We start from the raw sequence: 18,602 nt of genomic DNA, 5'->3' as shown, positions 1-18,602 counted from the left end.
TCCTGCAGGTGCAGGGTTTTCGCACTGTGGGTAGTGATCAGGTTCAGCCCATCGTTAATCTGTCCGTATCCCATCAGCTGACACACATGTAATCCCATATGCAGAACTTGCAGCATATTCGCGGTTCCCAATGGGTACCACGGGTCAAAAACGTCATCATGGCCGAAGCAGACGTTGATGTCCGCTTCCAGCATCTCCTTGACGAGGGTGATGCCACGGCGCTTAGGATAGGTGTCAAAACGTCCTTGCAGGTGAATATTCACTATCGGATTCGCGACGAAGTTAATACCTGACATTTTTAACAGACGGAAAAGGCGGGAAGCATATGCGCCGTTGTAGGAATGCATCGCTGTGGTGTGGCTGGCGGTCACGCGTGCGCCCATGCCATCGCGATGTGCCAGCGCCGCGACGGTTTCAACAAAGCGCGATTGCTCATCATCAATCTCGTCACAGTGCACATCGATAAGCCGATCGTATTTCTGCGCCAGAGCGAAAATTTTGTGCAGCGACTCAACGCCATATTCACGCGTGAATTCAAAGTGAGGAATTGCGCCAATGACGTCGGCACCCAAACGCACAGCTTCTTCTAGCAGCGCTTCGCCGTTGGGATAAGAAAGAATACCTTCCTGTGGGAACGCCACAATCTGCAGCTCCACCCACGGTGCCACTTCTTGCTTCACTTCCAGCATGGCTTTCAGCGCCGTCAGCGTAGGATCGGAAACGTCTACGTGAGTTCGGACATACTGGATGCCGTTGGCCATCTGCCACTTGAGAGTCTGCATGGCGCGGGTCTTCACGTCTTCGTGGGTGAGCATCGCCTTGCGTTCGGCCCAGCGCTCAATACCTTCAAACAACGTACCCGATTGGTTCCAACTGGGCTCCCCTGCAGTTTGCGTGGTGTCCAGATGGATATGTGGCTCAACGAACGGTGGAATGGCCAGCCCGCCTTCAGCATCAAGCACCTTGCCCTGTGGCGCAGATGCTGTTTCCTGGGGATCAATACGGCTAAAACGCCCGTTTTCAATCGTGATTTGCCACAATCCTTCACGCCCCTGCAGACGGGTTTGAGTTAGAGTGATGGTGTTATTCTGCATGGCTGACCTCCGGGGATTTTGCAGGGCTGCGATTGAAAAGTGGGTTCAGCAGGATATAGCTGAATACGCCGCCAAGTACGGCGTTGACCGGCACAATACCGGGAATATAGTGACCTGCGGCAATGCCTAATGCAACGGACAAGATAGCTATCCAGTTGACGGGAATAAACTGCGCTTTGCTGAAGTCGGCATAGCGGCGATGGTTCAGCAGATAGTCGGCGATGATCACCCCGCCAATGGGGGGAATTGCTGCCGACAGAAAGGTCAGCCAGCCGACAAAGTTATTGTAAAGCCATAATGCGCACAGTGTGCCGATAATACCGTTGGCCACGGACAATGTGCGGCTGGAAAGGCCGGTAATATTGGCAAATCCCAGACCGGAGGCGTACAGCGCGTTGTCATTGGTTGTCCAGATATTCAGGCCGAGAACGATGATCGCGGGCAGCAGCAGTCCCTGGGCAATCATCACGTCAGAGATATCTGCCTGTCCTACCGCGGCGGCTCCGGCGGCTCCGAAGATAAACATCAGCGAGTTGCCAAGGAAAAACGCCACCATGGCAATCAGCACCGCGCCTTTGGCGTTGCGACCAAAGCGAACGAAGTCGGCGGTTAATGTTCCTGCGCTGACAAACGATCCGACGACCAGCGCCAGGGCGGTGGAGAAATTCAGCGGTGTCTGCGGCACAATTGCTTTTAAATGATCCAATCCCCCCACATCGCTCACTGCCAGCCAGACAGAGTAACTGCCAAGAATGACGATAGCGGGAACGGCGATGATGGACAAAATGGTGAGTGCCGAGATACCAAAGAAGATGGTCATGGTCATCAGCAGACCGGAAACTGCAATCAGGATGTTGACGTCAATACCCGTCGCTTTACCCACCGGGATGGCGAACATTGCCACGCCGACGCCAAACCAGCCCACCTGTGTGCCGCCCAGGAGCAGTGAGGGAAGCCATGAACCTTTCAAACCAAATGAGTAACGCGCCAGAAGGTGGGTTGAGAGCCCTGTTTTTGCGCCGATAAAACCGAGAAATGCAGTGTAAATACCGAGGAGAAGATTACCGAAGAGAACTGCCAGGAAGAAATCATTATAGGAAAGACCGGTACCGAGTGTGCCACCGGTCCACATACTGGCTGAAAAGAATGTTAACCCCAACATCACAAACGTCAGTGGTATCACGCCTTTCCGCGCTGCCAGAGGGACGGGGCCCTGGCTATAATTGTTGTCCTGCGACACAACGCCTCCTTGAATTTTGCCCAAAAAATCCGCCGCATCATATACACTTCTCAGAATAAAGCAAACGATTACGTATAATCTTTACATGGTTATTATTTATGGTGTTGATGATTGCGTTGATTTTTGGGCTCGACATTTTTAACCGATAAGAAGCGGACAAACGCCGACCAGGGTAGTGGAAAAGATTAAGTCAGTTACGCCAAATGGTAAGATTCTGCAGACAATGTCTGCGGAATTTCAATGTACTGAATATACGGCTGTATTTGTGAGCGGCTTTCGAAAAATGATTCCGCATGTATTTAGTGGAGGAATATTGGCTCCCCATCCATCAGCATCAGGGGAGCCAGAAGTATTACACTTCCAGGTAATTCAGGATACCGTCTGCCGCTTTACGACCTTCGGCAATTGCGGTGACCACCAGATCCGAACCGCGTACGATGTCGCCGCCGGCGAAGATTTTCGGGTTGCTGGTCTGGAAAGCGTTGTCACTACGTTCCGGGGCAATAATGCGCCCCTGTGAATCCAGCTCGACGCTGTGCTCTTTCAACCATTCCATGCTGTGCGGGCGGAAACCAAACGCCAGGACCACCGCATCAGCCGGAACAACGTGCTCGGAACCCGCGACGATCTCCGCACGGCGACGCCCCTTCGCATCCGGTTCGCCCATCTCCGTGCGCGCCATTTTCACACCACACACTTTGCCGTTGGCATTCACTTCCACACCTAACGGCTGGACGTTGAACTGGAATTCGACGCCTTCTTCACGCGCGTTTTTCACTTCGCGTTTCGAACCCGGCATGTTCTCTTCATCGCGACGGTAGGCGCAAATAACGTGTGACGCACCCTGACGCACGGAGGTGCGCACGCAGTCCATCGCGGTATCGCCACCGCCGAGCACGACGACACGTTTGCCTTCCATGCTGATGTACGGCTCGTCGCTGCTTTCGCCAAAACCCATCAATTGCTTGGTATTAGCAATCAGGAACGGCAGGGCATCAAACACGCCCTCAGCGTCTTCGTTTTCCAGCCCGCCGCGCATTGACTGATAGGTTCCGACGCCCAGGAACACAGCGTCGTAATCCTTCAGCAAATCGTTGAGCTGTACGTCACGGCCCACTTCCACGTTCAGTTTGAACTCAATGCCCATGCCGGTGAAGATTTCACGGCGACGGGTCATGACCTCTTTTTCCAGCTTGAAGGCTGGGATACCGAAGGTCAGCAAGCCGCCGATTTCCGGGTGACGGTCAAATACCACCGCCTTTACGCCGTTGCGGGTCAGCACATCAGCACAGGCCAGGCCCGCCGGACCCGCACCGATAATCGCCACGCGCTTGTCCATCTGGCGAACGCCGGTCATATCCGGACGCCAGCCCATCTCGAATGCTTTATCGTTGATATAGCGCTCGATGTTGCCGATAGTTACCGCGCCAAACTCATCGTTCAGCGTACAGGATCCTTCACACAGTCGATCCTGCGGGCATACGCGACCACAGACTTCCGGCAAGGTGTTGGTCTGGTGCGAAAGCTCTGCCGCTTCAAAAATACGTCCCTCATTCGCCAACTTCAGCCAGTTCGGGATGTAGTTATGCACCGGGCACTTCCACTCGCAGTACGGGTTACCGCAGGACAGGCAGCGATCTGCCTGTGCTTTGGCCTGACCTTCGGAAAACGGCTCGTAAATTTCGATAAACCCGATCTTACGGATCTTCAGCGGCTTCTTCGGCGGATCAACACGCTGCAGGTCGATAAATTGGTATACGTTTTGACTCATTGCTGCTACCCCTTACTGCGCCTGCACACGCAGCTCTGCTGCGCTACGACTACGGTGACCCAACAGTGCTTTCACATCACTGGACTTTGGTTTTACCAGCGCGAATTTCGCCGAGAATGCTGGCCAGTTCGCCAGGATCTCTTCGCCGTGTGAAGATCCGGTATGCTGTACGTGCTCGGTAATCAGGCCGCGCAGGTGCTCTTCGTGGATAGCCAAAGAGTCCACGCTCAGCACTTCGACCAGTTCCGGGTTCACGCGTTTGCGGAATTCACCGTCTTCGTCGAGCACGTAGGCGAATCCGCCGGTCATGCCCGCGCCGAAGTTAACGCCGGTTTTGCCGAGAATACAGACGATGCCGCCGGTCATGTATTCACAGCCGTTGTCGCCAATTCCTTCAACCACGGTGATTGCGCCGGAGTTACGCACCGCAAAGCGCTCACCCGCACGACCCGCAGCAAACAGGCGACCACCGGTGGCGCCATACAGGCAGGTGTTACCGATGATGCTCGCCTCATGGCTACGGAAAGCTGAGCCAACCGGAGGACGCACTGCCAGCAGACCACCCGCCATGCCTTTACCGACATAGTCGTTGGCATCGCCGGTCAGATACAGCTCCACGCCGCCCGCGTTCCACACGCCAAAGCTCTGGCCTGCAGTACCGCTGAAGTGCGCTTTGATCGGGTCAGACGCCAGCCCCTGATCGCCATGCGTCTGAGCGATATAGCCCGACAGCGATGCGCCGACGGAACGGTCGGTGTTGCGGATATCGAACCAGAAGGTTTTGCTCTGGCGCTCGTCGACGAACGGCTTCGCCTGCTGCAACAGCTGGGCGTTCAACACGCCATTATCAAACGGTGGGTTGTTCTCGGTGCAATGCAGCGCTTTACCCGGATGCGGTTCGGCGGTTTCCAGCAGACGAGACAGCTCCAGCTTCTGTTGCTTGGCAGTGAAGCCATCCAGCTCTTTGAGCAGGTCGGTGCGACCAATCAGATCCACCAGGCGGGTAACGCCCAGCTGTGCCATCAGCTCGCGCACTTCACGAGCGATAAATTCAAAGTAGTTGGTCACTTTGAACGGCAGACCGTGATAGTGGTTCTTACGCAGTTTCTCATCCTGAGTCGCCACGCCGGTTGCACAGTTATTCAGATGGCAAATACGCAGGTATTTACAGCCCAGCGCCACCATCGGGCCGGTACCGAAGCCAAAGCTTTCTGCACCCAGAATTGCCGCTTTAATGATATCGACGCCAGTTTTCAGACCGCCATCGACCTGCAGACGAATCTTGTGACGCAGGCCATTAGCCACCAGCGCCTGTTGAGTTTCCACCAGCCCCAGCTCCCACGGACAGCCCGCGTATTTCACCGATGACAGCGGGCTTGCGCCGGTGCCGCCATCGTAACCCGCGATGGTGATCAGATCCGCATAGGCTTTCGCCACGCCGGTAGCGATAGTGCCGACGCCCGGTTCGGAAACCAGTTTCACCGAGATCATCGCCTTCGGGTTGACCTGTTTGAGGTCGAAAATCAGCTGCGCTAAATCCTCGATAGAGTAGATATCGTGGTGCGGCGGCGGGGAGATCAGCGTCACGCCCGGTACCGAATAGCGCAGTTTGGCGATGTACGGGGTGACTTTATCACCCGGTAACTGACCACCTTCGCCAGGTTTCGCACCCTGAGCGACTTTAATCTGAATCACGTCGGCGTTCACCAGATACGCCGGGGTTACGCCAAAGCGACCAGAAGCCACCTGCTTAATCCGCGACACTTTGTTGGTGCCGTAGCGCGCCGGGTCTTCGCCGCCTTCGCCGGAGTTCGAGTTACCGCCGATGCTGTTCATCGCTTCGGCCAGCGCTTCGTGTGCTTCCGGGCTTAATGCGCCGATAGACATGGCCGCAGTATCAAAACGTTTAAACAGTTCGGTTGCGGGTTCTACCTCGTCAATGCTGACGGCTTCATCACCAGGCGTGATCGTCAGCAAATCGCGCAGCGTGGCCGCCGGACGCTCGTTGACCAGCTTGGCGTATTCCTGATAGTCGCTGTACTCGCCGCTTTGCACCGCCTGTTGTAGCGTGCGCACCACGTCCGGGTTGTAGGCGTGGTATTCGCCGCCATGGACGTACTTCAGCAGACCGCCCTGGCTGATAGGTTTACGCGCCAGCCATGCATGTTTGGAGAGGTTCAGCAGATCCTGCTGGAAGTCGGTAAACCCTGCGCCGCTGATGCGGCTGACCACGCCCTGGAAACACAGCGCAACCACATCATCGTGCAGACCAACGGCTTCGAACAGCTTCGAGCAGCGGTAAGAGGCAATGGTCGAGATGCCCATTTTGGACATGATTTTGTACAGGCCTTTATTGATGCCGTTACGGTAGTTCAGCATCACGGTGCGGTAATCTTTGGCAATCGCCTGGGTGTCGATCAAACGTCCCAATGTTTCATACGCGAGATACGGATAAATGGCCGTCGCGCCAAAGCCGAGCAGGACGGCAAAATGGTGCGGGTCACGGGCACTGGCGGTTTCAACGATGATGTTGGCGTCGCAACGCAGGCTTTGTTCAACCAGACGCGTTTGCACTGCGCCCACGGCCATTGGCGCCGGAACCGGCAGACGGTTTTTGGCGATGTTGCGATCAGAGAGTACCAGCAGTACCGTGCCGTTGCGCACCATCTGTTCCGCCTTATCGCACAATGCTTTGACGGTCTCTTCGAGCGTAGTTTCGGTCGCGTCGAAGGTGATATCCAGGCGGTCAGCGCGATAATGCTCCTCTTTCATGGTGGTGAGCTGGGTGAAATCGGAGTACAGCAGGATCGGCGATTTAAAGCTCAGACGGTGTGCCTGACCTTCAGCTTCGCAGAAGACGTTCATCTCACGACCGATGCTGGTGGCCAGCGACATAACGTGCGCTTCACGCAGCGGATCGATCGGTGGGTTGGTGACCTGCGCGAACTGCTGGCGGAAGTAGTCATAGATGATGCGCGGCTGGCTGGAGAGCACGGCAAACGGGGTATCGTCACCCATTGAACCGACCGCTTCCTGGCCATTTTCGCCGAGCACGCGGATCACGGAATCCAGCTCTTCAGCGCTGTAGTTAAATTGTTTTTGGTAGCTGGCGAGGGTGTCATCGTCGAGTTCACGGCTGCCGACCTGATCGTCAGCCAGGTCTTCGAACGGTACCAGGCGGCGGACGTTTTTCTCCATCCACTCTTTGTATGGGTGACGGCTTTTCAGGTCATCATCGGTTTCGGCTGAGTGCAGAATGCGCCCGCTGCGGGTATCGATAACCATCAGCTCGCCAGGGCCGACGCGGCCTTTCTCGACCACTTCATCCGGCTGATAATCCCAGATCCCGACTTCAGAGGCGCAGGTAATTAGCTTGTCTTTGGTGATGACGTAGCGTGCCGGACGCAGGCCGTTACGGTCGAGGTTACAGGCGGCGAAGCGACCATCGGACATCACGATGCCCGCCGGGCCGTCCCACGGTTCCATGTGCATGGAGTTGAAGTCAAAGAACGCGCGCAGCTCCGGGTCCATATCCGGGTTATTCTGCCAGGCCGGTGGAACCAGTAAGCGCATGGCGCGGATGATGTCCATCCCGCCTGCCAGCAGCAGTTCCAGCATGTTATCCATCGAACTGGAGTCTGAGCCGGTTTCGTTAACAAATGGCGCGGCGTCGTGCAGATCCGGGATCAGCGGGGTCTGGAACTTATAGGTACGGGCGCGCGCCCACTGGCGGTTGCCCGTGATGGTGTTGATTTCACCGTTGTGCGCCAGATAGCGGAACGGCTGCGCCAGCGGCCAACGCGGCACGGTGTTGGTGGAGAAGCGCTGGTGGAACAGGCAGATGGCCGATTCCAGACGCAGGTCTGCCAGGTCCAGGTAGAAGCGCGGCAGATCTGCCGGCATACACAGACCTTTATAGATATTGACCAGATTCGACAAGCTACAGACGTAGAAGTCTTTGTCTTGCAGGAGACGTTTTTCGATACGACGACGCGCGATGAACAGGCGACGCTCCATATCACGCGGACGCCAGCCCGCAGGGGCGTTAACAAAAATTTGCTCGATACGAGGCAGGGAGGAAAGGGCTATTTCACCGAGAACACCTTCGTTGGTTGGCACGTCGCGCCAGCCTACGATCGACAGGGTCTCCTGCTGTAATTCTTCTTCAACAATGCGACGAGATGCCGCCGCCAGTTCAGGGTCTTTATTTAAAAAGATCATGCCGACGGCGTAGTTTTTAGCTAAACGCCAGCCGCGCTCTTGCGCAACAATGCGGAAAAAGCGGTCAGGTTTTTGTAACAGCAAGCCGCAACCATCGCCGGTTTTGCCATCGGCAAGAATTGCGCCACGGTGCTGCATACGTGCCAGTGCGTGTATGGCGGTACGCACTACCTTGTGGCTAGGTTCGCCTTCTATGTGGGCGATCAGGCCGAAACCACAGTTATCCTTCTCAAGGGATTTATCGTACAACATATCAGTGAACCTCCCCAGGCTCTGCGGGACACCTCTCCGATACCGTTTGCGCACGGGCACACCAAGAGCATGGCGACGGGGTTTGCGTTTCATACGCTCACCTCGCATTCGCCCTCTTTATCCTTTTCGCATAGGTCAAACAAGTTTGAGGACTTGCTTCAGAGGGAATCTCAATTACTGCATAAATATGATGAGCAGACTGCTCATCCAGAAAGCTTCCAGCGGATTTCCAAGTTATCGGGAATCCACACACAGGTCAAATGGCAATCTTATTTATGCAAAAATGTGCTATAGGGCGATTAACTTTATGAAAATGTTGAAATAAAAGGATTTTTTACATTGATTTAACCTGGGGAGTATACCCCTGGAAGTGTGATCTGTCTCACTGTCAGAAAGGCCTGATATCCCTCATCCTCCCTTTATTTATCGAGATAACTGGCATTTTATGCTGGTTTTTAGAGTTCCGGCGTCTTAAAGATACTGTTTTTGCGCTGAGAGTATAAGAAGATAAAAAAAACCGCTGAATATAAGGAAAAGTAATTAGATTTAGAGTGAATGAAATTTCAATTATTTTGATTTGTTATGCAATAAATAAAGGCTCGCCAGGGCGATTGATCCAGGTCATCGCCGACTGGGGCAAAAAATGGCAGGCTTTGGCCTCTTTTCAAGGCGCGGTCTACCAGATTATGCAGTTACAGAAATTAGTCAATATGTTTGGTGGGGATCTTTCTCGCCGTTATGGGCAAAAGGTTCATAAGCTCACGCTGCACGGCGGCTTTAGCTGCCCAAATCGCGATGGCACCATTGGACGTGGCGGATGTACCTTCTGTAATGTCGCCTCTTTTGCTGACGAAGCGCAGCAGCATCATTCTATCGCTGAACAGCTTGAGCATCAGGCGCAATTAGTGAATCGCGCGAAGCGCTATCTGGCCTATTTTCAGGCTTATACCAGTACCTTTGCGGAAGTACAGGTGCTGCGTTCGATGTACCAACAGGCGGTTAGTCAGGCCAGCATCGTCGGGTTATGCGTTGGCACGCGCCCTGACTGTGTGCCGGGTGCCGTGCTCGATCTGCTATGCGAGTACAAGGATCAGGGCTACGAAGTGTGGCTGGAACTGGGCTTGCAAACGGCCCATGACAAGACGCTGCATCGCATTAATCGTGGGCATGATTTTGCCTGTTATCAGCGAACGACCCAACTGGCGCGTGAACGCGGGCTGAAAGTGTGTTCACACCTGATTGTCGGTTTGCCGGGAGAAGGGCAGGCAGAATGTCTGCAAACCATGGAACGTGTGGTGGAGACGGGTGTCGACGGTATTAAGCTGCATCCGCTGCATATCGTCAAAGGCAGTACGATGGCGAAAGCCTGGGAGGCCGGACGGCTGAACGGTATTGAACTGGACGATTATACGGTTACCGCCGGAGAGATGATCCGCCATACGCCGCCAGAGGTGATTTATCATCGCATTTCTGCCAGCGCGCGTCGCCCAACGCTGCTGGCACCGCTATGGTGTGAAAACCGCTGGACCGGGATGGTTGAACTGGATAAGTACCTTAATGAGCACGGCGTGCAAGGCTCGGCGCTGGGTACGCCGTGGGTGCAGCCGGGGATCTAACCCTCCGTAGTCATGTAGGCCTGAAAGCTGCGCGCCATCAGGTGGCCCGGCGCACATTGCCGGATGGCGGCTATGCCTTATCCGGCCTACCGCCTACCCAGTCATTTCACCGATAACCCCCGCATTTCTTGCACAATCTTCAACGTCACGCTGAGAATTGAGTATTATTGTGCCAAGTTGTCGTGAAGGAACCCTCTATGAAGCAAATTCGTATGCTGGCGCAATACTATGTCGACCTGATGATGAAGTTAGGTCTGGTGCGCTTTTCGCTGCTGTTGGCGCTGGCTTTGGTTGTGTTGGCAATTGTGGTGCAGATGGCTGTCACCATGGTGCTGCATGGCCAGGTAGAAAGCATTGATGTCATCCGTTCTATCTTTTTTGGCCTGTTAATTACCCCCTGGGCCGTCTACTTCCTTTCTGTGGTGGTGGAGCAACTGGAAGAGTCCCGGCAACGCTTGTCACGACTGGTACAAAAGCTGGAAGAGATGCGCGAGCGCGATCTCAAGCTCAATGTGCAGTTGAAAGATAATATTGCCCAGCTCAACCAGGAAATTGTCGAGCGCGAAAAAGCCGAAGCGGAGCGCCAGGAAACGTTCGAACAACTGAAGGTTGAAATCAAAGAGCGCGAAGAAGCGCAGATCCAGCTTGAGCAACAGTCCTCCTTTTTACGCTCTTTCCTTGATGCCTCGCCGGATCTGGTTTTTTATCGCAATGAAGATAAAGAATTTTCCGGCTGTAACCGTGCTATGGAGCTGCTGACCGGTAAGAGCGAAAAGCAACTGGTGAATCTAAAGCCGGCTGATGTGTATTCGCCAGAGGCGGCTGAAAAGGTGATTGAAACCGACGAGAAGGTATTCCGTCATAACGTCTCGCTCACCTATGAACAGTGGCTGGACTACCCGGATGGGCGCAAAGCCTGCTTTGAAATTCGTAAAGTGCCTTACTATGACCGCGTAGGTAAGCGACATGGCCTGATGGGCTTTGGGCGCGATATTACCGAGCGGAAGCGTTATCAGGACGCGCTTGAGCGCGCCAGCCGTGATAAGACCACTTTCATTTCCACCATCAGCCACGAGCTGCGCACTCCGCTTAACGGCATTGTCGGCTTAAGCCGGATCCTGTTGGATACAGATTTAACCGCTGAGCAGGAAAAATATCTCAAAACTATCCATGTTTCCGCCGTGACGCTGGGGAATATTTTCAACGATATTATTGACATGGATAAGATGGAGCGGCGTAAAGTCCAGCTTGATAACCAGCCTGTTGATTTCACCAGCTTTATGGCTGATCTGGAAAACCTCTCCGGCCTGCAGGCGCAACAAAAAGGGCTGCGCTTTGTGCTTGAGCCGACGCTACCGCTGCCACATAAGGTCATCACCGACGGAACGCGTTTGCGCCAGATTCTGTGGAATCTGATCAGCAACGCCGTGAAGTTTACTCAGCAGGGGCAGGTGACCGTACGGGCGCGCTATGACGAGGGAGACATACTGCATTTTGAGGTGGAGGATTCCGGGATCGGTATTCCACAGGATGAGCAGGATAAAATTTTCGCCATGTACTATCAGGTGAAGGACAGCCATGGTGGTAAACCGGCAACGGGAACCGGGATTGGACTGGCCGTCTCGAAGCGTCTGGCGAAAAACATGGGCGGTGATATTACGGTTTCCAGTCAGGCCGGAAAAGGCTCCATCTTTACGCTAACCGTGCATGCTCCTGCCGTGGCAGAAGAAATTGAAGATGCTTTTGAAGACGATGAAATGCCGTTACCAGCCCTGAATGTGCTGCTGGTGGAAGACATTGAACTGAACGTTATTGTTGCGCGTTCGGTGCTGGAAAAGCTGGGCAACAGCGTGGATGTCGCCATGACCGGGAAAGCCGCGCTGGACATGTTCAAACCGGGTGAATATGACCTGGTGCTGCTGGATATTCAGCTACCGGATATGACCGGTCTGGATATCTCACGAGAACTGACGCAAAAATACGCCCGTGAAGATCTGCCGCCGCTGGTGGCTCTCACCGCCAACGTACTGAAAGATAAAAAAGAATATCTGGATGCAGGAATGGACGACGTGCTGAGTAAGCCGCTGTCAGTTCCGGCGTTAACCGCCATGATCAAAAAATACTGGGATACCCGAAACGAAGAGGAGAGCACTGTGACGTCTGAAGAAAGCAGTAAATCGCAAGCGCTGTTAGATATTCCCATGTTGGAACAATACCTCGAACTGGTCGGGCCGAAGCTGATCACCGACGGTCTGGCGGTGTTTGAGAAAATGATGCCAGGATATTTGAGCGTGCTGGAGTCTAATCTGACTGCCCGTGATAAAAAAGGCGTGGTTGAGGAAGGCCATAAAATTAAAGGTGCAGCCGGATCTGTCGGTCTGCGCCACCTGCAACAGTTGGGTCAGCAAATTCAATCACCCGACCTTCCTGCTTGGGAAGATAACGTGGCTGAATGGATTGAAGAGATAAAGCAGGAGTGGCAGCACGACGTGGCGGTGTTAAGAGCCTGGGTTGCGAGCGTGGAAAAAAAATGACCCCGGCTTGACCGGGGTGCGCGAATACTGCGCCAACACCAGGGAAATCGTGGCTGCGCCGTAAATTATTATCATTGTTTACAAGGGCGCAGCCCTAATTTTCAGGCCGCACGCAGTTAAGATAGCAAATCTTAAATAATTTGTTACATGAATCAGTTAAATGTGTGAAGCGTGGCATTCTAATCAGAATTATTAATATGCTTCAGTCAGTTGCGAAAGGAGTATCACGATGAAAAAAGTTGGCGTAGTGCTCAGCGGATGTGGCGTGTATGACGGTGCAGAAATTCACGAAGCCGTACTCACGCTGCTGGCTATTGCCCGCAATGGCGCTCAAGCTATCTGCTTTGCCCCAGATAAACAGCAGGCGGATGTGATTAATCATCTGACGGGCGAGCCGATGCCGGAAACGCGCAATGTCCTGATTGAAGCTGCGCGTATTACGCGTGGTGATATTCGTCCCCTGGCCCAGGCGGTCGCAACGGAGCTGGATGCGCTAATTGTGCCTGGCGGGTTTGGCGCAGCAAAAAATCTGAGCAATTTTGCCAGCCAGGGCAGTGAGTGTCGGATTGATAGCGACTTAGCTGCTCTGGCGAAGGCGCTGCATCAGGCCGGTAAACCTCTTGGATTCATGTGTATTGCTCCTGCTATGTTACCTAAGATTTTTGACTTCCCGCTGCGTCTGACCATTGGCACTGACATCGATACAGCGGAAGTACTGGAGGAGATGGGCGCTGAACATGTGCCTTGCCCGGTCGATGACATTGTGGTTGATGAAGATAATAAAGTTGTCACCACGCCTGCTTACATGCTGGCGCAGGATATCGCTCAGGCGGCGAGTGGGATCGACAAACTGGTCTCGCGTGTTCTGGTACTGGCTGAATGAGAAAAGGGGCTACCGCCTTTCTGCGACGTCTGCTTCTGCGGGCGGTTATTGTCCTCGCCGTGTTTTGGGGCGGGGGTATAGCGCTCTTCAGCGTGATGCCCGTTCCTTTCTCAGCGGTCATGATTGAGCGGCAGCTTGGTGCCTGGATACAGGGTAATTTCGGCTATGTGGCGCATTCTGACTGGGTCAGTATGGATGAGATATCACCGTGGATGGGGCTGGCGGTCATTGCCGCTGAGGACCAGAAATTTCCCGATCACTGGGGATTTGATGTCTCAGCGATAGAGAAAGCGCTGGCGCATAACGAACGTAATGAAAACCGTATTCGGGGCGCTTCGACGTTATCGCAACAAACGGCAAAAAACCTCTTTTTGTGGGATGGGCGTAGCTGGGTGCGCAAAGGGCTCGAGGCCGGGTTAACGCTTGGGATAGAAACCGTCTGGAGCAAGAAACGAATCCTGACGGTTTATTTGAATATTGCGGAGTTTGGCGATGGAGTATTCGGTGTAGAGGCTGCATCACAGCGCTATTTCCATAAACCCGCCAGCCGTCTTAGCCCGTCTGAAGCGGCATTGCTGGCGGCGGTGCTGCCCAATCCGTTACGTTTTAAGGCGAGTGCGCCTTCCGGCTATGTACGCAGTCGTCAGGCGTGGATCATGCGCCAAATGCGCCAGCTGGGCGGTGAGTCGTTTATGCGTGAAAATAAGCTGTATTAGTCGATGCTGCCCTAATCTTCATCAAACCCCGAATTAAACAGCGCAATCACGGCTGCCAGAGCCTCAACCTCCTGCGGACCCGTGGCTTCAACTTCTATCTGGCGTCCTTTGGCGGAATCCAGCATCAGCAGAGCGATAACGCTGTTTGCCTCGGCTTCCGTCCCTTCATCATTACGCAGCAGAACTTCTGCTTCAAAACCCTGCATTAGCTCAAACAGTTTCATTGCCGGCCGGGCATGCATGCCCAGCTTATTCGTGATTTCAACAGTTTGCTTCACGGTCATGATTTGCGTTTTTCCAACGTACGATGGCGTGACTGCACGTTTTTACCGCGTGAGCGGAAGTAGTCTGCCAGTTGCTCTGCAATATACACCGAACGGTGTTTCCCGCCGGTACAGCCGATGGCTACAGTGAGGTAGCTGCGGTTGTTGGTCTCCAGCATGGGTAACCATAGCTCAAGATAGCTGCGAGTCTGGTAGATAAAATTGTGTACTTCTGTGTGTCTGTCTAGGAAGGCCGCGACGGGGCGGTCAAGACCGGTCATCGGGCGCAGCTTCGGATCCCAGTGTGGGTTAGGCAGGAAGCGCACGTCAAATACGTAATCCGCGTCGATCGGAATACCGTGTTTGAAACCAAAGGATTCGAATACCATCGTCAATTCACGTTCACGTTTGCCCAGCAGCCGGGTACGCAACATTTCCGCCAGTTCGTGCACGGACATTTCAGAGGTGTCTACGATCAGGTCAGCGCGTGAACGCAACGGCTCCAGTAAATCGCTTTCTTTATCGATAGCGCTTTCCAGAGACAAGTTCTTGCTGGACAGCGGGTGTAAACGGCGCGTATCGCTGTAGCGGCGAATCAGCGTGTTACGGTCGGCATCAAGGAACAGCAGTTGCGGTGAGAAGCCTTCAGGCAGGTTACTCATGGCCTGCTCAAAAATCTCCGGGGATTCGGGCATATTGCGCACATCAATGCTGACAGCCGCAGATATCTGGCGATCGGCGAGGGTTCGAGCCAGTTCGGGCAACAACACGACGGGAAGGTTATCCACGCAGTAAAAACCCATATCTTCCAGCGCACGCAGGGCGACAGACTTACCTGACCCAGAACGACCGCTGACGATCATCAGTACCATGTACTGTTTCTCCTCACAACGACAGAAAAGGATGCCATTGGGTTGTTATGCTTCATCCTGTCCACCTTCGGTGTCAGTGATGATTTGATACAACTCCTGGTCACTCTGTGCGGCGCGCAGGCGACGACAGATGGTTTTATCTGCCAGGCGTTTGGCAACCAGTGACAATGTATGCAAATGCGTCTTGGTTTGGTCCGCCGGGACCAGCAGGGCGAAAAGCAGATCGACGGGTTGATTATCAATGGCATCGAACGCGATTGGCGTTTCAAGTTGAACAAATACACCAACCGCACGCAGGGTGTCTTCTTCCAGCTTTCCATGCGGAATGGCAATACCATTGCCAATACCGGTACTGCCCATTTTTTCGCGCGTCAGAATGGCTTCAAATACCACCTGAGGAGGCAAGCTGAGTTGTTTGGCCGCCAGTTCACTGATGATTTCCAGTGCGCGTTTCTTGCTTTGGCAGTGAACGGCCGCGCGCGTACATTCCTGGTTAAGAACATTGCTCAGTTGTAGAGTCGTATCGTTATTTGTCATAATTTCACCTAAGCGCTAACTGTACAAATGGCCCGTTGTGCTGCACAACAGGCCGTCCTGCACCCGCTAACTGCCCGGACAAGTTAGTGCTGTTTCAGTTTATCTTTATGTTTTGTTAACTGCCGAGCCAGTTTATCAATTAAACCGTCAATGGCGGCGTACATATCCTGACCTTCCGCGCTGGCATGAATTTCGCCACCGTTCACATGCAGTGTTGCATCCGAGATGTGTGTGACCTTCTCCACTTTCAACACAATATAGACCTGATTAATCCGGTCGAAATATTGCTCAAGCTTGGCAAACTTTGTGGTGACAAAGTCGCGCAGGGCCTCAGTGATTTCGACGTTATTTCCAGTGATGTTGAGCTGCATAGTGTCTTCCTTATCGGTTGGGTCAAACCAGCTGTTTGCGCTGGTTAGACGGCGGAATGGATAAAGACTCTCGGTACTTCGCAACGGTGCGGCGTGCCACCATGATACCTTGTTCTGACAGCATAGAGGTTAACTTGCTGTCACTCAGCGGTTTCGCGGGGTTTTCCGCAGCAATTAATTTCTTCACCAATGCGCGGATAGCTGTAGAAGAGGCTTCGCCTCCACCTTCAGTGTTAACGTGACTGGAGAAGAAATACTTCAATTCAAAAATGCCGCGCGGACTGTGCAGATACTTTTGCGTGGTCACTCGGGAAATGGTCGATTCATGCATCTCGACGGCCTGGGCGATATCGGCCAGAACCATCGGTTTCATATACTCTTCGCCTTGCTCAAAGAAGGCTTGCTGTTGCTCAACGATACAGCGGCTAACGCGCAATAGCGTGTCATTGCGGCTTTCCAGACTTTTAATCAGCCATTTTGCATCCTGCAGGTTGCTACGAATGAACTGGCTGTCAGCATCATTGCGCGCGTTATTGCACAGGGCGGCGTAGTGTTGGTTGATCTGTAAACGCGGAATGCTGTCACTGTTGAGTTCGACTACCCAGCGATCGTTATGCTTACGCACCAGCACATCCGGGATGACGTACTCTGGTTCACCGGTCTGGATAGATTGTCCAGGTCTTGGGTCAAGCGACTGGATAAGATTGACGGCTTCTTTCAGCACATCTTCTTTCAGTCGGGTTACGCGCATCAGGGTGCGGAAGTCGTGGTTGGCGAGCAGATCAAGGTGATCGCTGATGATCAGGCGTGCTTCTTCCAGCCACGGCGTGACTTTATCAAACTGTGAAAGTTGGATCAGTAAGCAGTCGCGGAGATCTTTTGCCGCCACGCCCACGGGATCAAAACGCTGAACGCGTTTAAGCACGGCTTCGATTTCATCGATACCGATGTCGTCATCGCCCATGCTGTCGAGAATGTCGTCCAGCGTGACGGTGAGATAGCCCGTTTCGTCGACTGCATCCACAATTGACGTGGCAATAGCACGATCGGTATCTGAGAATGGGGTCAGTTCCACCTGCCACATCAGGTAATCTTGCAGCGATTGCGTGGTTTCACCCTGATACACAGGCAGTTCGTCGTCAATGTAATCCCCGCTGGTGCCAGACGGCGTCCCTGCGGTGTAAATCTCATCCCAACTGGCATCCAGCGGCAGCTCTTCTGGCATCTCTTTTTGTTCGAGTGCGTCAGCCGTATCGAGGGATTCGCTATCCTGCTTTTCCTGGGTATCAATTTCGTCGTGAAGATCGGTTTGCTCGAGCAGTGGGTTACTTTCCAGCGCTTGCTGAAGTTCTTGCTGAAGTTCCAGCGTGGACAACTGCAACAGACGGATAGCCTGTTGTAGCTGAGGCGTCATCGCCAGTTGTTGGCTAAGCCTGAGTTGCAAACCTTGCTTCATGTTCAGAGTTGTTGTCTCCTGCGGTGACGTGAAGTCTACTACCCTATCAGAGTCTGAAGTCTTCCCCAAGGTATACGCGTTTAACGTGCTCGTCCTGCAGGATTTCTGTCGGCGTACCGTGTGCGATCAGGTGTCCCTGGCTCACAATGTAGGCGCGCTCACAAACAGCCAGCGTTTCGCGCACGTTATGGTCGGTAATCAGCACGCCAAGCCCGCTGTCGCGCAGGTGTTCAATAATACGTTTGATATCAATGACGGAAATTGGGTCAACACCGGCAAAGGGTTCATCCAACAGGATAAATTTTGGATTAGCGGCCAGTGCGCGGGCGATCTCCACACGGCGGCGTTCCCCACCGGAGAGTGCCTGTCCAAGGCTGTCACGCAGATGTTCGATATGGAATTCTTCCATCAGCTCATTGGCGCGATCTTCACGCTGCTCGCTGGAAAGATCGTCACGAATTTGCAGTACCGCCATCAGGTTATCAAATACGCTCAGGCGACGAAAAATAGAGGCTTCCTGCGGTAAGTAGCCGATACCGCGACGGGCACGCGCATGCAGGGGTAACAGACTGATATCTTCGTCATCAATGATAATGTTGCCCGCATCGCGCGGGACAATGCCGACAACCATGTAAAAGGTTGTTGTTTTGCCCGCACCGTTAGGGCCGAGCAGACCGACGATCTCCCCGGAGTTGACGGTCAGGCTGACATCTTCCACCACACGACGGCCTTTGTAGGCTTTTGCAAGATTCTTTGCAGTTAATGTTGCCATAACG

14 protein-coding genes and 1 pseudogene are annotated in these 18,602 nt (G+C 53.7%); 4 read left to right on the top strand and 11 right to left on the bottom strand.

Annotated elements, in window-relative coordinates; all coding sequences use genetic code 11:
• The 5 genes and pseudogenes from JTI85_RS19745 to gltB form a co-directional block, all read right to left on the bottom strand.
• Positions 1 to 1,094 (bottom strand): cytosine deaminase (locus JTI85_RS19745; protein WP_255574903.1); only part of this gene is annotated, 1,094 nt, incomplete at its 3' end.
• Positions 1,084 to 2,334, bottom strand: a complete 1,251-nt coding sequence (codB, locus tag JTI85_RS19740; RefSeq protein WP_219351936.1) for a cytosine permease — start codon at positions 2,332 to 2,334, stop codon at positions 1,084 to 1,086. The genes codB and JTI85_RS19745, both read right to left, overlap by 11 nt.
• Before the next feature lie 122 nt (positions 2,335 to 2,456).
• A pseudogene (locus JTI85_RS21690) lies at positions 2,457 to 2,588 on the bottom strand (DUF1016 domain-containing protein); the annotation flags it as partial.
• Positions 2,589 to 2,686: 98 nt separating this feature from the next.
• Positions 2,687 to 4,105 (bottom strand): glutamate synthase small subunit, encoded by a 1,419-nt coding sequence (locus JTI85_RS19735; protein WP_219351935.1) that lies wholly within the window; start codon positions 4,103 to 4,105, stop codon positions 2,687 to 2,689.
• Positions 4,106 to 4,117: 12 nt separating this feature from the next.
• Complete coding sequence (gltB, locus tag JTI85_RS19730) at positions 4,118 to 8,578, bottom strand: glutamate synthase large subunit (RefSeq protein WP_219351934.1); 4,461 nt, start codon at positions 8,576 to 8,578, stop codon at positions 4,118 to 4,120.
• A gap of 686 nt (positions 8,579 to 9,264) precedes the next feature.
• Between gltB and JTI85_RS19725 the strand changes: the two genes are divergently transcribed.
• The 4 genes from JTI85_RS19725 (at position 9,265) to mtgA (ending at position 14,327) form a co-directional block, all read left to right on the top strand.
• A complete protein-coding gene (locus tag JTI85_RS19725) occupies positions 9,265 to 10,194 on the top strand; it encodes a TIGR01212 family radical SAM protein (RefSeq protein WP_101741917.1) in 930 nt (309 codons plus the stop codon).
• Positions 10,195 to 10,391: 197 nt separating this feature from the next.
• Positions 10,392 to 12,728 (top strand): aerobic respiration two-component sensor histidine kinase ArcB, encoded by a 2,337-nt coding sequence (gene arcB, locus JTI85_RS19720; protein WP_219351933.1) that lies wholly within the window; start codon positions 10,392 to 10,394, stop codon positions 12,726 to 12,728.
• Positions 12,729 to 12,957: 229 nt separating this feature from the next.
• Positions 12,958 to 13,611 carry an isoprenoid biosynthesis glyoxalase ElbB gene (gene elbB / locus JTI85_RS19715; protein ID WP_048213430.1) on the top strand — a complete coding sequence of 218 codons (654 nt, stop codon included), beginning with the start codon at positions 12,958 to 12,960 and terminating at the stop codon, positions 13,609 to 13,611.
• Positions 13,608 to 14,327 carry a monofunctional biosynthetic peptidoglycan transglycosylase gene (mtgA, locus tag JTI85_RS19710; RefSeq protein WP_048213429.1) on the top strand — a complete coding sequence of 240 codons (720 nt, stop codon included), beginning with the start codon at positions 13,608 to 13,610 and terminating at the stop codon, positions 14,325 to 14,327. The genes elbB and mtgA overlap by 4 nt, the downstream gene beginning before the upstream one ends.
• 11 nt (positions 14,328 to 14,338) lie before the next feature.
• On the opposite strand, the gene npr is transcribed toward mtgA, so the two are convergent.
• The 6 genes from npr to lptB form a co-directional block, all read right to left on the bottom strand.
• Positions 14,339 to 14,611, bottom strand: coding sequence for a PTS phosphocarrier protein NPr (gene npr, locus JTI85_RS19705; RefSeq protein WP_003828770.1), 273 nt, complete (start codon positions 14,609 to 14,611; stop codon positions 14,339 to 14,341).
• Positions 14,608 to 15,462: an RNase adapter RapZ gene (rapZ, locus tag JTI85_RS19700; RefSeq protein WP_048213428.1), complete on the bottom strand. Its 855-nt coding sequence runs from the start codon at positions 15,460 to 15,462 to the stop codon at positions 14,608 to 14,610. The genes npr and rapZ overlap by 4 nt, the downstream gene beginning before the upstream one ends.
• Positions 15,463 to 15,507: 45 nt before the next feature.
• Positions 15,508 to 15,999 (bottom strand): PTS IIA-like nitrogen regulatory protein PtsN, encoded by a 492-nt coding sequence (gene ptsN / locus JTI85_RS19695; protein WP_048213427.1) that lies wholly within the window; start codon positions 15,997 to 15,999, stop codon positions 15,508 to 15,510.
• Positions 16,000 to 16,082: 83 nt separating this feature from the next.
• Entirely contained in the window at positions 16,083 to 16,370 is a 288-nt protein-coding gene (gene hpf / locus JTI85_RS19690) for a ribosome hibernation promoting factor (protein WP_005121327.1), read from the bottom strand.
• 22 nt (positions 16,371 to 16,392) lie between these two features.
• Entirely contained in the window at positions 16,393 to 17,826 is a 1,434-nt protein-coding gene (gene rpoN / locus JTI85_RS19685) for an RNA polymerase factor sigma-54 (RefSeq protein WP_048213426.1), read from the bottom strand.
• Positions 17,827 to 17,872: 46 nt separating this feature from the next.
• Positions 17,873 to 18,598 carry an LPS export ABC transporter ATP-binding protein gene (lptB, locus tag JTI85_RS19680; protein WP_048213425.1) on the bottom strand — a complete coding sequence of 242 codons (726 nt, stop codon included), beginning with the start codon at positions 18,596 to 18,598 and terminating at the stop codon, positions 17,873 to 17,875.
• Positions 18,599 to 18,602: the final 4 nt, after the last annotated feature.

It is taken from the genome of Citrobacter sp. Colony219, from assembly GCF_019382635.1.
GTDB lineage: Bacteria > Pseudomonadota > Gammaproteobacteria > Enterobacterales > Enterobacteriaceae > Citrobacter > Citrobacter youngae.
Note: the sequence above shows the minus strand (reverse complement) of the source record. Positions and strands in the feature narration are given on the sequence as shown.

Coding starts and splice junctions, on each gene's coding strand:
- JTI85_RS19735 (WP_219351935.1), bottom strand. CDS start 4,105: ATGAGTCAAAACGTATACCAATTTATCGACCTGCAGCGTGTTGATCCG.
- gltB (WP_219351934.1), bottom strand. CDS start 8,578: ATGTTGTACGATAAATCCCTTGAGAAGGATAACTGTGGTTTCGGCCTG.
- JTI85_RS19725 (WP_101741917.1), top strand. CDS start 9,265: ATGCAGTTACAGAAATTAGTCAATATGTTTGGTGGGGATCTTTCTCGC.
- arcB (WP_219351933.1), top strand. CDS start 10,392: ATGAAGCAAATTCGTATGCTGGCGCAATACTATGTCGACCTGATGATG.
- elbB (WP_048213430.1), top strand. CDS start 12,958: ATGAAAAAAGTTGGCGTAGTGCTCAGCGGATGTGGCGTGTATGACGGT.
- mtgA (WP_048213429.1), top strand. CDS start 13,608: ATGAGAAAAGGGGCTACCGCCTTTCTGCGACGTCTGCTTCTGCGGGCG.
- npr (WP_003828770.1), bottom strand. CDS start 14,611: ATGACCGTGAAGCAAACTGTTGAAATCACGAATAAGCTGGGCATGCAT.
- rapZ (WP_048213428.1), bottom strand. CDS start 15,462: ATGGTACTGATGATCGTCAGCGGTCGTTCTGGGTCAGGTAAGTCTGTC.
- ptsN (WP_048213427.1), bottom strand. CDS start 15,999: ATGACAAATAACGATACGACTCTACAACTGAGCAATGTTCTTAACCAG.
- hpf (WP_005121327.1), bottom strand. CDS start 16,370: ATGCAGCTCAACATCACTGGAAATAACGTCGAAATCACTGAGGCCCTG.
- rpoN (WP_048213426.1), bottom strand. CDS start 17,826: ATGAAGCAAGGTTTGCAACTCAGGCTTAGCCAACAACTGGCGATGACG.
- lptB (WP_048213425.1), bottom strand. CDS start 18,598: ATGGCAACATTAACTGCAAAGAATCTTGCAAAAGCCTACAAAGGCCGT.